The organism is Kitasatospora sp. NPDC058170 (genome assembly GCF_042883905.1).
Classification (GTDB): Bacteria; Actinomycetota; Actinomycetes; order Streptomycetales; family Streptomycetaceae; genus Kitasatospora.
Genome location: NZ_JBHVUV010000021.1, coordinates 1 through 14,899 on the forward strand (window position 1 = coordinate 1; position 14,899 = coordinate 14,899).

The window sequence follows — 14,899 nt, forward strand, 5'->3', positions numbered from 1 at the left end:
TCCCGACGCTGGCCGTGTTCCTCAACCTCTTCGGCGGCGGCCGCACCACCACCCCCGCCAAGCCCGTCACACCGGCCGAGACGGCCCCGCAGGGCGCCGACGGCGCCGAGCCGGCTGCCTGACCTCGTTCCGCACCAGGACCGCCCCGCCCGGCCACCGCCGGGCGGGGCGGTCTGCGTTGTGGGCCCTGGCGGGCCGGTTCCGATGCCTCGCTCACGGTCCTGGACCGGCGCGCAAGTCCGGCGAAGCGAAGGGAAAGTGACGAACAGCCAGGTCTTCACGGTCCGATGCGGCCTTCTATCACACCGGTGTGATGGCTGAGTGACGCGTGATCAGCACTTCGCCGGATCCAGCCATGTTGAATCCAGCCGTCCGGTGAGCTGAGGATAAGTGTCCGAATACCGGACATGGTCGTACGCGTGTCACCGGATTCACCGCTCGGCCACGACACTGCTGGTAGGGCCGCCGAACCGCCTCCCGGGGCGGCCCCGCGCAGGTGAAGGGGGGTTAAGGGGCCAGGGAGGGCGATCGGATCCGGCCGTCCCCGGGGAAGTCCGGAAACGGTCGTACCGCTTGCCCGGTATCGAAGTCGTCACCGAGAGTCGTACTGATGAACGAAACTCCTCGCCCGGCGGCCGACCGCCTGCTGGGCCACCGTGACTTCCGACTCCTCCTCTCGGGGGCCGCCGCCGCCCAGGTCGGCAACCAGGTGACCCTGGTCGCCCTGCCCCTGGTCGCCGTCCTAGAGCTGGACGCCACGCCCTTCCAGGTCGGTCTGCTGACCGCCGCCGAGACCGCGGCCTTTCTGCTGGTCGGGCTGCCCGCGGGCGCCTGGCTGGACCGGATGCGCAAGCGTCCGGTCCTGATCCGCGCGGACGTGGTCCGCTGCCTCGCCGTCGCCTCGATCCCGCCGGCCGCCGCGCTGGGCGTGCTGACGATGGCTCAGCTCTACCTGGTCGCCCTGGTCGTCGGGGTGGCGACGGTCTTCTTCGACGTGGCCCACCAGTCCTTCCTGCCGCAGCTGCTCCCGCGCGAGCACCTGGTCGGCGGCAACGGTGCGTTGGAGACCGTGCGGTCCAGTGCCCAGATCGCCGGCCCGGGACTGGGCGGCGGGCTGGTCCAGCTGATCGGCGCACCCCTGGCCATCGTCGCGGACGCGATCGGCTACCTGGTCTCGGTGGTGCTGCTGTGGGGGATCCGGGTCGAGGAGCCCAAGCCCCGGCCGGAGCCCGGGCGCGCGCTGCGGGCGGAGATCGGCGAGGGCGTCCGGTACGTGCTGGGCCACCCGCTGCTGCGGGTGATCGCCGCCACCACCGCCCTGTCCAACCTGTTCGCCGCCGTCCTGATGGCCGTTCAGACCGTGTTCTGGGTACGCACGCTGGAGCTCTCACCCGCCGCGATCGGCGTTCTGCTGTCGGTCTCGGCCGTCGGCGGCCTGGCCGGCGCGCTGTGCGCGGGCCCGCTGGCCCGGTGGGTCGGCCAGGCCCGGCTGATCTGGCTCTCGGCGGTGGTCGTGGCACCGTTCGCGATGCTCTGGCCGCTGTCCGGCAGGGGCGCCGGGGTCGTGCTGTTCGGGATCGGCTCGGCCGTGGTGCTGTTCGGCTCGGTGGTCTACAACGTCGCCCAGGTGAGCTTCCGCCAGACCGTCTGCCCGCCCGAGCTGCTCGGCCGGATGAACGCCACCATGCGCTTCCTGGTGTGGGGCACCCTGCCGCTCGGTGCGCTGGCCGGCGGTGCGCTGGCCGACGCCGCCGGGCCGCGTACCGCCCTCTGGGCCTGTGCCGTCGGCTTCCTGTTCGTGCCGCTCCCGCTCCTGTTCTCGCCGCTGCGCGGCCTGCGCGAGCTGCCCGTCGAGGACCAGCCGGAGCCCGGCACCGGGCAGACCGCCGAGGCCGCCGCAGCCCCCGAGGCCGACCCGGCCGGGGCCAGACCCGTCTCCTGACCTCCCGCGCCCCGACCGCCCGACCGCCCGGCAGGGCACCCGGACCGCCCGGCCGGCCCGGCGGGTCGACGCGCCCCGAGCGGCCGCGCCCTGAACCCGCCGGACGCCGAACGGCCGGGTGCCGAACCGCCGGGTGCCGAACCGCCACGCCCCGCGCGGCCGCGTCCTGAGTCGCCGCGCCCCGTACCGCCACGCCCTGAACCGTGAAACCGCGAACGGAGACCCGTCCGTGCCCCCGAGCATCACCGCCGCCTACCTCGCCCGGTACCGGTCCGTCGCCGCCGCCGACGGCCCCCCGCAACTGCTCCCGCTCACCGGCGCCCAGCGCCGCTTCCTGATCTCCCGTCAACTGGACCCGCAGCACCGCCCGGACGTCGTACCGCTGTTCTTCGCCTTCCCGCGCGGCACCGTGGACCTGCCGAGGCTGCACCGCGCCGCGATCCGGCTGGCCGCGAGCCACCCGGCCCTGCGCGGCCGCTTCGGGACCGTCCGCGGCACCCCCGTCCTGCGGCTCGGCGAACCGTCCGTCGAGGTGGCCCTGGCCCCGGTCGGGCCCGCCGACACGGCCCGGGGAGCCCTGCTGCGCGCCCTGCTCGACTGGCCGGCCGACGGGCCCGCGCTGCGCCTGCTGCTGGCGGCCGACCCGGACGGCGACGAGGAGCTGCTGGCGCTCGCCCTGGACCACGCCGCCTGTGACGAGCAGTCGCTCGGCATCGTCACCGCCGAACTCACCGAGGCGTACGCGCAGGACGGGCGGTCCGCCGCGGATCCGACCGCCGACGGCTCGGCCGGGTACCGGGAGGCGGTGGAGCTCCAGCTGGCGGCCGAGGCCGCCGCCGCCAACACCGCCGCCCAGGCGCACTGGGCCGCCCGGCTGGGCGGCCTCGGCGGAGCGGACGGGCCCCCGTCGGCCGGCCGCAGGGGCCAGGACGCGCCCCCGCAGCCCACCGGCATGCTCAGCGAGCGGCTGCCCGCCGCCACCGGGGCGGCCCGCGGCGCCGTCTTCCCCGCCCTGCTGGACGCCGTCTCGGCCGCCGCGCACCGCCTGCTCGGCACCGACCGGACCCTCGCCCTCGGTTACCCGTGGGGCGGCCGCCCGCCCGGCGCGCCACCGGTCCTCGGCTGCTTCCTCAACACCCTGGTCCACCCGGCCTCGGCCGGCCCGCCCCGGAGCCTGGACGAGCTCGGCGACGCCTGGTGGGACGACCTGGACCACGCCGACACGCCCTTCGACGAGCTGGTCCGCGCGGCGCGGTCCGCCGGGGCGCAGTGGTCGGGCGAGCTGGACGGCCTGCTGACCTTCGAGGACCTGCAGCGCCGCCCGCCGCTGGTCCTCGACGGCACGGCGGGCCGGGAGACCCACCTGGCCGGACGGCCGCTCGGCGCGCCGCTGGCCGTCTCCGCCTCGCACGGCGAGGACCTGCTGGTCCGCCTCGCCTGGGACCGCGAGCGCTGCCCGGACGCCGCCGCCGAGGCCGCGTTCGCGCTGCTGTTGACCACCCTGGGCGACCACCTGAGTCCGGCCCGCTGAGGCGCCCCGGACCGCCGCCGCACCACCGCGTCACCCGGCACGCACCACCGCGTCGCCACGGCGCTCACCACACAGCCACCCGGCACGCACCACCGAGCCACCGGAGCCACCGGCGCGACCGCGCCACCCGGCACCACCGAGCCACCCGACCACCGGCGTCCCGCGCCACCACCCCCGGCGCCCGCCCCGGCCCGGGGCGCGCCCACCAGGCCCGCCCCACCGCCTGACCGAACACCCGCCCGCCCACCGCAAGGGAACCGACCATGTTCGCTCTCTCCTCCTCGCAGGAGATCGTCTGGCTGCACGAGCAGATGCTCCCCGGCAGCCGCGCCTACAACTTCACCGCCGCCCTCGACCTGTGGGGCCCGCTCGACACCGACGCCCTGCGCGCCGGCCTGGCGGGCGTGATCGCCCACCACCCCGGCCTGCGCCTGGAACTGGTCGCCCGCCCGGAGGGCGTGCCCGGCCAGCGGGTCGCCGTCGACGCCGAACCGCGGCTGCGCGTCGGCGACCTCTCCGGCGAGGCCGACCCCGAGGAGGCCTTCCGCGCACTGCTGGCCGCCGAGGCCGCCGAACCGCTCGACACCACGCAGGCGCCGCTGCTGCGCTGGCACCTCGTCCGGCTCGGCGACGACCACCACCGGCTGATCCACGTCGAGCACCACCTGATCCACGACGGCCACTCGTTCGCGATCCTGCTGCGCGACCTCTTCACGGTCTACCGCGCGCACGTCCTCGGCGAGCCGGTCGTGCTGTCCGAGACCCGCTCCTACGAGGAGCACGTCCGGATCGACACCGACGGCTCCCGGACCGAGGCCCGCGAACGCAGCCTGGACTTCTGGCAGCAGGAGCTGGCGAACGCGCCGCTCGACATGTCCCTGCCCGGGCTCGCCCAGCCGGGGGCGGTCCGCCGCCACCGGGGCGGACAGCTGCGGCAGTCGATCGGCGCGGACCTGGCCGAGCGGCTGCGCGAGCGCGGCCGGCAGGACGGCCACACGCCGTTCAGCACCCTGCTCACCCTCTTCGCCGAACTGCTGCGCCGGCACAGCGGCCACCGCGAGCTGGTCATCGGCACCGCCGTCGGCAACCGCCCGCTCGGCTTCGAGGGCACCCTCGGCATGTTCGTCAACACCGTTCCGCTGCGGCTGCGGCTGGACCCGGCCGCCTCCGGCACCGACGCGGTGGACGAGGCGACCGACGTCCTGCTCCGCGCCCTGCCCCACCAGGACGTGCCCGTCCAGGAGCTGACCCGCGCCCTCGGGCTGCACACCACGGGCGCCGACAACCCGCTGTTCAGCGTGATGTTCAGCGCGCACGACGCGGCGCTGCCCGACCTCCAGGCACCGGACCTGGAGATCTCGCTGTACGAGGGCTTCAACACCGGCACCACCCGCTTCGACCTGGACCTCGTGCTGCTGCCGGACGACCGCCGCGTGGTCGGTGAGAAGCACGGCGCCGCCGGGATGACCCTGGTCTGGGACTACGACACCGACCTGTTCGGCGAGGAGGTCGCCGGGCTGCTGGCCGAGCGCCTGCTGGAGCTGCTGCGCTGCTACCTGGACCGGCCCGGGACGGCCCTCGCCGAACTGGCCCCGGCCGAGCCCGCGCCGGCCCCCGCCGCCCTCGACCCCGCCGCCGTGCGGGAGGAGGTCGCCCTCGACCCGGCCGCCGCCCACGACCCGACCGCCCTCGCCGTGATCGCCGGCTCCGAGCGGCTCACCTACGGCGACCTCGACCGCCGGGTCGGCGCCCTCGCCGAGCGGCTGCGCGCCGCGGGCGTGACCCCGGGCGTGCCGGTCGCCGCCGTCCTGCCGCGCGGCGTGGACAGCGTCGTCGCGCTGCTCGCCTGCCTGCGCCTCGGCGCGGTGTACGCCCCGCTGTCCGCCGAGGACCCGGCGGCCCGGCTCGGCCTCCTGCTGGAGCGGCTGAGCCCGGCCCTGGTCCTGTCCACCCGGCAGAGCGCCGCGGCGCTGCCGGCCGAGGGCGTCACCCCGGCCCTGCTGGACGGCCCGGCGTTCCCCAAGGCGGAGCCCGCCGCGGTGCTCGACGGCGCCGCGTACGTGATCCACACCTCCGGCTCGACCGGGGTGCCCAAGCCGGTGCTGGTCGGCCGGACGGCCCTGGCCCGCTACGTCGCGGCGCTCGCCGGCCGGTACGCGCTGACCCCCGCCGACCGGGTCCTGCTGTTCGCCCGGCCGTCCTTCGACGTGGCGCTGGAGGAGGTGCTGCCCTCGCTCGCCGCCGGCGCCGCCCTGGTGGTGCCGCAGCGCGAGGTGCCCACCGGCCCCGAGCTGGTGGCGGTGCTGGCCGCCCGCGGCGTCACCGTCGCCAACCTGCCGACCAGCTACTTCCTGGCGGTCCGCGAGGACCTGCGGGAGGCGCTGCGGGACGGCCGCTGGTCCCCCCGGCTGCTGGTGCTCGGCGGCGAGCGGCTGCCCTCCCGCGCCCTCAGCGGCCTCACCGACGACACCACCGCCACGGTGCTGAACGCCTACGGCGTCACCGAGGCCACCGTCACCTCCACCGTGCACGAGGTCACCGCGGCCGACCTCGCCGAGGACGCCGAGATCCCGCTCGGCCTGGAGCTGCCCGGCGTGCGGGTCCACGTCCTGGACGAGGGCCTGCGGCCGCTGCCGGACGGCGGCGTCGGCGAACTCGTGGTCGGCGGCGGCACGCTGGCCGAGGGCTACCTCGGCCACCCCGAGACCACCGACGCCCGGTTCGTCACCGTCCCCGCCCTCGGCGGCGAGCGGGTCTACCGCACCGGCGACCGCGGCTTCCGCGACCTGCGGGGCCGGCTCTGGTTCCTCGGGCGCCAGGACAACCAGGTCAAGCTCCGCGGCTACCGGATCGAGCTGGAGGAGATCGAGGCCGCGGCCAGCGCCGAGCTCGGCGGCCGCTTCTGCGCGGTCGTGCTGCACCAGGACCCGGCCGGCGGCCCCCGCCTGGTCGGCTTCCTGGAGGGCACCGAGCAGCCCGACCAGGCCGCCCTGCACGCCGCCCTGGCGCTGCGGCTGCCCGGCGGGCTCGTCCCGGCCGGCTGGACGGCCCTGGACACCATGCCAGTCCTGCCCGGCGGCAAGCCCGACCGGGTCGCCCTGGCCCGGCTCGCCGCCGAGGCGCCCGCCGCCGCCGAGCGCGACGCCCCGCAGGCCCGGGCCTTCGCCGACGCCGGCCAGGAACTGGTCGCCGAGGCCTGGCGCGAGGTGCTCGGCCACGACCGGTTCACCGCCGACTCGCACTTCTTCGAGGTCGGCGGCCACTCCCTGCTCGCCGCCCAGCTGGCGGCCTGGCTGGAGCCGCGGCTGGGCAGCCGCCCGGCGCTGCGCACGCTGTTCCGCAACCCCGTCCTGGCCGACCAGGCCCGCGCCCTGACCGGAGGTGCCCGATGAGCTCCGCCCCGTCCGCCGTCCTGGAGGCCGACCACCGCGAACTGGTCGACGCCTTCGAGAGCTTCGTGCGCCGCGAGCTCGTCCCGCTGGCCGCCGACCTGCCCGAGACCGACGACCAGGTGCCCAGCGACCTGCGGGCCTACGTCCGCAAGCGCTCGGCCGCGCTCGGCTTCTACGCCGGCGACTACCCCGAGGAGCTCGGCGGCTCCGGCATGCCGTTCACCGCCGTGGTGCTGCTGCACCACGCGGCCGGCCGCAGCGGCTGCCCGCTGGCGCAGTACGCGCTGGCCGGCTCCGACGGCCCCAGCCCGCTGCTGCGGCACGGCACCCCCGAGCAGGTCCAGCGCTACCTGGTGCCGCTGGTGCGCGGCGAGGCCGCCCGCTGCCTCGCCCTCACCGAGCCGCAGGCCGGCTCGGACGCGTTCCGGCTCACCACCACCGCCGTCCGCGACGGCGACCACTGGGTGCTGAACGGCCGCAAGACCTTCGTCAGCAACGCCGACCGCGCCGACCTCGCCCTCGTGGTCACCGCCACCGACCTCGGCACGGGCGCCGGCCCGACCGCCGGCGCCACCGCGTTCGCGCTCCCGATGGACCAGCCCGGCCTGCGGATCGGCCAGCGCTACGAGGGCATGTCCGGAGAGCCGCTGTTCGAGCTGACCCTCGACCAGGTCACCGTCCCGATGGACGCGGTGATCGGCGGCGCCGAGGGCGTCGGAGCCGCCACCGCCCTCGCCATGGACAGCCTCTCCCGGGGGCGCCTGGTGGTCGCCGCGATGTGCAACGGCGTCGCCGAGTACGCGCTGCGGCTCGGTGTCGAGTACGCCCGGGAGCGGCAGGCCTTCGGCCAGCGGATCGGGGCCTACCAGCACGTCCAGGAGCACCTGGTGGCCACCCGGGCCGAGGTCGAGGCGTCCAAGCTGCTGACCCTGGCCTGCGCCCGGCTGGTCGACGACGGCACCGAGGCGCCCGAGAACGCGGCTCTCGCCAAGCTCACCGCCTCCGAGACCGCCGTCCGCGCGGTGGACCGCTCGCTCCAGGTGCACGGAGCCACCGGCTGGGTGCGCGGTCACCCGCTGGAGTTCCTGTACCGCTACGTCCGGATGATGACGATCATCGAGGGGACCTCCGAGGTCCAGAAGGTCATCGTCGCCCAGGCCATGGGCCTGAGCTGAGCAGCCGACACCACCCCTTCGGAGGACCCAAGATGACCGACCTCAGCATCGGGTACGGCCGGCCGCACCAGGACGGCGCCGTGCTCGACCTCTTCACCAGCTGGGCGCACCGCACCCCGGACGCCCCCGCGCTGATCGACGGCGCGCACCGCTGGAGCTACGCCGAACTCGACCGCCTCGCCGACACCCTGGCCGACGCCCTGCGCGACCGGGTCCGCCCCGGCGACCTGGTCGGGCTCTGCCTGGACCACTCGGCCGCCCTCGTCGCCGCCACCCTGGCGGTCGCCCGGCTCGGCGCCGTCCACCTGCCGCTCGGCCCCCGCCCCGGCGAGCGCCGCCTCCAGGCCGTCGCCGACAACCTGCGGGTCACCTGCCTGATCGGCGACCCGGAGCTGCTGCCGCCCGCGCACCGCGCCGCCGAGCGGCTCCCGCTGGCCCTCCCCACCGAGGGCGCCAACGCCGCCGCCACCGTGGTCGCCGCCTTCGCCCCCGCCCCGGCGGACGCGATCGCCGCGCCCACCGGCACCCACTACGCGGTGCTCACCTCCGGCTCCACCGGCATCCCCAAGGCGGTGGCCGTCGGGGAGTCCTCGCTCGGCGCGATGCTGCACTGGTACCGCGAACTGACCGGCCTCGGCCCCGGCGACCGGCACAGCCTGCTGATCGGCGTCGCCTTCGACCCGCACCTGATGGAGCTGTGGGGCACCCTCACCTCCGGCGCGGCCCTGAGCGTCGCCCCCGACGCCGTCCGCTGGGACCGGAACGCGCTCACCGACTGGTGGCGCACCGCCGGGATCACCGTCGCCGTCCTGCCCACCCCGCTGGCCGAGCCGGTGCTCGACCGGCCCTGGCCGACCGGCCTGGCGCTGCGCCACCTCACCATCGGCGGCGACCGGCTGCGCCGCACCCCCGGGCCGGACGTCACCGCGACCGTCCACAACGACTACGGCCCGGCCGAGGCCACCGTGGCCACCACCGTGCACACCATGGCCCCCGGCGCCGACCACGGCACCGGCGCGCCGCCGATCGGCCTGCCGCTGCCCGGCGCCGTCGTGCTGGTCACGGACCAGGACGGCCACCCGGTGCCCCGCGGGGAGGCCGGTGAACTGTGCATCGGCGGCCGCGGCCTGGCCATCGGCTACCTGGACCCGGAGCTCACCGCCCGCCGCTTCGTCGGCGCGCCCGAGGGCGTCGAGGGCACCGACCGGGTCTACCGCACCGGCGACCGGGTGGTCATGCGCCCGGACGGCGTGCTGGAGTTCCACGGCCGGCTCGACGACCAGGTGAAGGTCAGCGGCGTGCGGATCGAACCCGCCGAGGTCGAGGCGGCCTTCGAACGCGACGGGCGGGTCCGCCGGGCCGTCGTCGCCGCGCAGCCCGGCCCGGCCGGCGCCCGACTGGTCGCCTTCGTCCAGCCCGCGCCCGGCGCGGAGCTCGCGGACGGCGCCGCCCTGCTGCCCGACGTCCGCCTCTGGCTCCCCGAGCAGGCCGTGCCGGCCGTCGTCCGCCTGGTCGACGCCTTCCCGCTGGACGCCAACGGCAAGGTCGACCGCGCCGCCCTGCTGGCCGCCGAGGAGGCCGCCGGCCCCGCCGAGGCGGGGGAGGAGGGCGCGACGCCCACCGAGCAGACCGTGCTGCGGCTCTGCCGGGAGCTGCTCGGCCGCTCCGGGCTCGGCCCGCAGGACAACTTCCTGGCCGCCGGCGGCAACTCGCTCGCCGCCGCCCGGCTGCTGGCCGCCCTGGAGGAGGAGTACGGCGTCCGGCTGCGCGCCGCCCAGCTGTTGCGCCAGCCCGACCTGCGCAGCATCGGGCGGCTGGTCGAGGACCGGCGCCCCGGCGTCGTCGCCACCGCCTGACCGCACGCCGTCACAGGGCGCCCCGGCCCCGGCCGGGGCGCCCGGAAGGGAACCACCATGACCGCTCCCACCTCGGGCGGCGCCGCGGCCGGGCAGCCCGCCGCCGTCCCCGTCCTGATCGCCCGGCAGGCCGAGCAGCACCCGCACTCCCTCGCCGTCACCGACGGCACCACCGTCCTGACCTACCGCGAACTCGTCACCGCCGCCGGCCTGCTGGCCGCCGAGCTGACCGCCCGCGGGATCGGCCCCGGCAGCGCCGTCGGCCTGCTCTGCGCCCGCTCCACCCGGCTGGTCGTCGCCCAGCTCGCCGTCTGGTGGGCCGGCGCCCACACCGTGCCGCTGGACCCGGCCTATCCGCGGCCGCGCACCCACGCGATGATCGAGGACGCCGGGGTCCGGCTCACCCTCGGCGACAAGGCACTGCTCGCCGAGGCCGCCCTGCCGGACGGGCGGACCCTCGTCCTCGCCGACGGCGGGTCCGACGGCGGGTCCGACCGCGAGGACGCCCCCGCCCTGCCCGGGCCGGCCGTGAACGCTCCGGAGACGGCCGCCCTGGTGATCTACACCTCCGGCTCCACCGGCCGCCCCAAGGGCGTCCAGGTGCCGCACGGCGCGATCACCGACCTGGTCACCGCCCCCGACGCGATCGCGCTGCGCCCCGGCGACCGCGTGCTGTTCCACTCGCCCGCCACCTTCGACGCCTCGACCTTCGAGCTCTGGGCCCCGCTGGTGTGCGGGGCCGCCGTCGCCGTCTCGCCCGCCGAACGGCCCGGCGCCGAGGAACTCGCCGCCGACATCGAGCGGTTCGGCGTCACCACCGCCTTCCTCACCACCGCGCTCTTCCACCACCTGGCGGCCCGGCAGTCCCGGATCTTCGGCCTGCTGCGCACCCTGATCGTCGGCGGCGAGGCGCTCGCGCCCGAACACGCGGGCGCGGTGCTGAAGGCCTTCCCCTGGCTGGAGCTGGTCAACGCCTACGGGCCGACCGAGGCCACCACCTACACCACCCTGCACCGCCTCACCCCGGCCGACTGCGCCGGGCCGCCGCCGATCGGCCGCCCGTTCGGCGGCGCCCGCGTCCTCGTCCTGGACGAGCGGCAGGCCCCGGTGCCCCCGGGCACCCGGGGCGAGCTGTGGATCGCGGGAGCCCGGCTGGCCACCGGCTACCTCGGCCGGCCGGACCTCACGGCGGAGTACTTCCGCGAGCTCCCCGGCACCGGCCGGGCCTACCGAAGCGGCGACCTGGTCGCCCAACGCCCGGACGGGGTCCTGGACTTCCACGGCCGGGTCGACGACCAGGTGAAGGTGCGCGGCTTCCGGATCGAGCCCGGCGAGATCGAGCACGCCCTGCGCCGGCACCCCGAGGTCGCCGAGGCCGCCGTGGTGGTCCGCCGGCCCGGCCAGGAGAACGCCGCGCTCACCGCGTACGTCGTCCCGGCCGAGGGCGTGCGGCTCGCGCCCGAGGTGCTCCGCCGCCGCCTCGCCGACCTGCTGCCGGCCCACCTGGTGCCCACCTCCTGGACCGTCCTGGACGCGCTGCCGCTGACCGGCACCGGGAAGGTCGACCGCCGGGCGCTGGCCGAGGACGAGAGCGGCGAGAAGGGGACCGCCGAGGAGGGGGAGGCCCCGCACGAGGCGCCGGCCGCCCCCGCGCTGACCCCGATCCAGGAGGTCGTCGCCGCGGCCTGGTCGCGGGCCCTGGAACACCCGGTGGCCTCCCCGGAGGCCGACTTCCTCGCCGAGGGCGGCCACTCGCTGCTGGCCATGTGGGTGGTCGACGACCTGCGCGAGGACCTCGGCGTGGAGCTCCCGCTCGGCGACTTCCTCGACCACCCCACCGTCGCCGGTCAGGCCGCGCTGATCGAACGCGCCCTCCTCGCCGCCCACGGCACGGACCCCGACGCGGACCCCGGCACAGGCCCGGGCACGGACCCCGCCGACGGCGACCGCGCCGTCCCCGCGAACCCCAGGGAGCAGCTCCGATGACCGCCACCGACCAGGCCGCCCTGCTGCGGCTCGCCCGCCACCGGGCCGGGACCGGCCAGGACCGGACGGCCTCCCCGGCGGCCTTCCGGGGCGAGGGCCCGGCCCCGCTCTCGCACGCCCAGCAGCGGATGTGGCTGATGGACCGGCTCGGCCAGGGCGGCGCCCTCTACAACGTGCCGCTCGCCACCCGGCTGCGCGGCCCGCTCGACACCGCGGCGCTCGCCGAGGCGCTGACCGCCCTCACCGCCCGCCACACCGTCCTGCGCACCCGCTACGGGCAGCGCGGCGACCAGCCCTTCCAGGAGGTCGGCCCGGCCGACCCGGTCCCGCTCCCGGTGGTGCCCGCCGAAACCGCGCAGACACCGGAGCTCCTGGCGGCCGAGGCGGCCCGTCCCTTCGACCTCGCCGCCGGCCCGGTCCTGCGCGCCCTGCTCCTGCGGCACGGCCCGGAGGACCACATCCTGCTGCTGACGCTGCACCACATCGCCGTCGACGGCGGCTCGCTGCCCGTCCTCGGCGCCGACCTCGCCGCCCTGTACCAGGCCGCCCGCACCGGCGGGCCCGCCGGGCTGGCGGAGGTCGAGACCCAGTACGCCGACTACGCCCGCTGGGAGCGGGCCCGCGACGCCGAGCTCACCGCCGCCGCCGACCGCCGGGCCGCCGCGCTCACCGGCGCCCGGGGCACCGCGCTGCTGCGGCCCGTCCCGCCCGGCGCGCGCACCCGGCAGGCCGGCCTGCACACCGCCCCGCTCACCACCGCGACCCTCGACGGCCTGCGGCGGCTCGGCACGGAGCACGGCGCCACCCTGTTCGCCGTGGTTCTGGCGGCGGCCTTCGCCACCCTGCGCACGGCCACCGGCGAGCCCGACCTCACCGTCGGCTGCGCCGGCGGCCACCGGGCCCGGCCCGAACTGCGCCGACTGGTCGGACTGGGCGTCAACACCCTCCCGATCCGCGCCGAGCTCCCCGGCGACCCGGCTTTCACCGAGGTGCTGGGCCTGGTCCGGGCCGCGCTGCTCGACGCCCAGGCCCACCACGACGTCCCGTTCGACCTGATCCTGGAGCGGCTCGGCGCCGCCGCCCGCGACGCGGACGGCAACCCGCTGCTCGCCGTCAGCTGCGACCTGATCCGCCCGGCCGAGCCGCTCGCCCTGCCGGGCCTCACGGCGGAGGCCGTCGAGATCGACCTCGGGCTGGCCAAGTTCGGCCTCGCCCTGCTGGTCGAGGAGGGTCCGCAGCCCCGCTGCCTGGTCCAGCACGACACGGCCGCCCTCGACGAGCCCACCGCCCGGCGGCTGCTCACCGCCTTCGCCGAGCTGCTCACGGCCGTCGCGGCTGACCCGGCCCGCCTCCTCGGCGACCTGCCCGGCACCCGGCTCACCGCTGCCACCGACGGCGCCGCTGCTGCTGCCACCGATACCGTTGCTGCCGCCGATGCCGCAGCGGGGGAGCCGGCCGCCCGGGAGACCGAGCACCCCGCCGTCGCCGCGCTGCTCGCCGACCCCCGGGTCGCCGAGGCCGCCGTCCTCGCCCCCGAGGGCGGACCGGTGATCGCCTTTGCCGTCGTCCGCGGCCCGGACGCACCGAGCGGCCTGGACCTGCGCACCGCGCTGCGCCGCCGCGTCCCGGCGAACCGCCTCCCGGCCGCCGTCACCTTGGTGGACGCCCTGCCCCGGCAGGCGGACGGCTCGGTCGACCAGGCCCGGCTGCCCGGCGCTGGCGCCACCCCGGCCGGCGGGTCCGAGCCGCTGGACACGGTCCGGGCGGCCTTCGGTGAACTGCTCGGCACCACCCCGCAGCCGGACGGCGACTTCTTCGCGCTGGGCGGGCACTCCCTGGTGGCGGTCCAGCTCGCCGAGCGGCTGCGGATCCGCACCGGGCTGCCGCTGACCGGGCTCGACGTGCTGGAGCAGCGCACCCCGCGCGCCCTCGCCGTCCTGCTCGACGCCCGCGCCGCCGAGCGCCGCGCCGCCCCCGGGCGGCCGTCCGACGCGGGCCGCCGCCCCGCCCGGGCGGGCACCGTCCTGCTCACCGGCGCCACCGGCGGGGTCGGCGCCGCCGTCCTGCAGGAGCTGCTGGCCCAGGGCCGCCCGGTCCGGGCGCTGGCCAGGCCGGAGTCGGCGCACCTGCTGGCCCGGCAGGGCGTCGAGGTCGCCGAGGGGGACCTCGCCGACCTCGACAGCCTGCGCCGCGCGGTCGGGGGCGTCGACACCGTCATCCACGCCGCGTGCACCTTCACCGAGCACGCGACCGACCTGGCGGCCATGCGCACGCTGCTGGACGGTTGGCAGGGCGGCGACTTCGTCTTCGTCGGCAGCATCGACGCCTACGGCCGGCCGACCGCGACCGAGGTGCCCGAGGGCGGCCCGGCCGAGCAGCCGGTCAGCCCGTACGGACAGGCCAAACTCGACTGCGAGCGCCTGCTGCTGGAGGCCGTCGAGGCCGGCCGCGGCCGCGGCGCGGTGGTGCGCTCCCCGATCGTCTGGGGCCCGCACCGGCGGCTGCGCGACCAGCTCCGCTGGGGCTCCACCGGCGCGCTCTACCAGGCCGCGAGCGCCGGCGAAACGCTCGTCCTGCCGGCCCCGGAGGCGGACGGCCCCGACTGGTACGGCGCCTCCTGGGTGCACTCGGCGGCCCTCGCGCGGGCCGTCACCGGCTGCGCCGACGGCACCGGCCGGGCGTCCGGCCGGATCGTCAACGCGGTGACCGGCCACGTCTCCTGGCCCGAGCTGGCGGGCGAACTGGTCCGCCTGCTCGGCTCGTCCAGCGTGATCGAGCTGCGGGCGGACGCCGAGCCGGAGCTGCGGCGCCCCTGGCGCTACCGGGCCGACGCACTGGCCGACCTGCTCCGCCCGGAGCCGGGGGAGGACTGGCGCAGCGTGCTCGCCGCCATGGTGGAACGCCGCCCGTCCTGACAGCGGTTCCGTTCTGACCGCTACCCCGGCCTGACCGCGGTCCCGTTCCGACCGCTGTCCGGCCCCGACCGCCACCGCCCCGGGCGGGCCCCGGCACCCTGC

The 14,899-nt window shown here is 77.2% G+C and carries 7 protein-coding genes; all 7 read left to right on the forward strand.

The genetic code is table 11. The features are described from left to right. The first annotated feature begins 610 nt into the window (after nucleotides 1-610). The 7 genes from ACFVVX_RS23430 to ACFVVX_RS23460 all read left to right on the forward strand — a co-directional run bounded on the left by ACFVVX_RS23430 (nucleotide 611) and on the right by ACFVVX_RS23460 (nucleotide 14,797). On the forward strand, nucleotides 611-1,942 hold the full coding sequence (locus tag ACFVVX_RS23430) for an MFS transporter (protein ID WP_387948537.1): 1,332 nt from the start codon (nucleotides 611-613) through the stop codon (nucleotides 1,940-1,942). Between the two features lie 229 nt (nucleotides 1,943-2,171). Further along, nucleotides 2,172-3,473 carry a condensation domain-containing protein gene (locus ACFVVX_RS23435; RefSeq protein ID WP_387948538.1) on the forward strand — a complete coding sequence of 434 codons (1,302 nt, stop codon included), beginning with the start codon at nucleotides 2,172-2,174 and terminating at the stop codon, nucleotides 3,471-3,473. A gap of 263 nt (nucleotides 3,474-3,736) precedes the next feature. Further along, the gene (locus ACFVVX_RS23440; RefSeq protein ID WP_387948539.1) at nucleotides 3,737-6,865 is read left to right on the forward strand and encodes an amino acid adenylation domain-containing protein; all 3,129 of its coding nucleotides are present in this window, start codon (nucleotides 3,737-3,739) and stop codon (nucleotides 6,863-6,865) included. Then, nucleotides 6,862-8,040 (forward strand): acyl-CoA dehydrogenase family protein, encoded by a 1,179-nt coding sequence (locus ACFVVX_RS23445; protein ID WP_387948540.1) that lies wholly within the window; start codon nucleotides 6,862-6,864, stop codon nucleotides 8,038-8,040. Before ACFVVX_RS23440 ends, ACFVVX_RS23445 begins: the two co-directional genes overlap by 4 nt. A gap of 32 nt (nucleotides 8,041-8,072) precedes the next feature. Continuing rightward, nucleotides 8,073-9,896 carry an amino acid adenylation domain-containing protein gene (locus ACFVVX_RS23450; protein WP_387948541.1) on the forward strand — a complete coding sequence of 608 codons (1,824 nt, stop codon included), beginning with the start codon at nucleotides 8,073-8,075 and terminating at the stop codon, nucleotides 9,894-9,896. A 57-nt stretch (nucleotides 9,897-9,953) separates the two neighbouring features. Then, nucleotides 9,954-11,882, forward strand: coding sequence for an amino acid adenylation domain-containing protein (locus tag ACFVVX_RS23455; RefSeq protein WP_387948542.1), 1,929 nt, complete (start codon nucleotides 9,954-9,956; stop codon nucleotides 11,880-11,882). Beyond that, entirely contained in the window at nucleotides 11,879-14,797 is a 2,919-nt protein-coding gene (locus ACFVVX_RS23460; protein WP_387948543.1) for a condensation domain-containing protein, read from the forward strand. The genes ACFVVX_RS23455 and ACFVVX_RS23460 overlap by 4 nt, the downstream gene beginning before the upstream one ends. The last annotated feature ends 102 nt before the right edge of the window (nucleotides 14,798-14,899 follow it).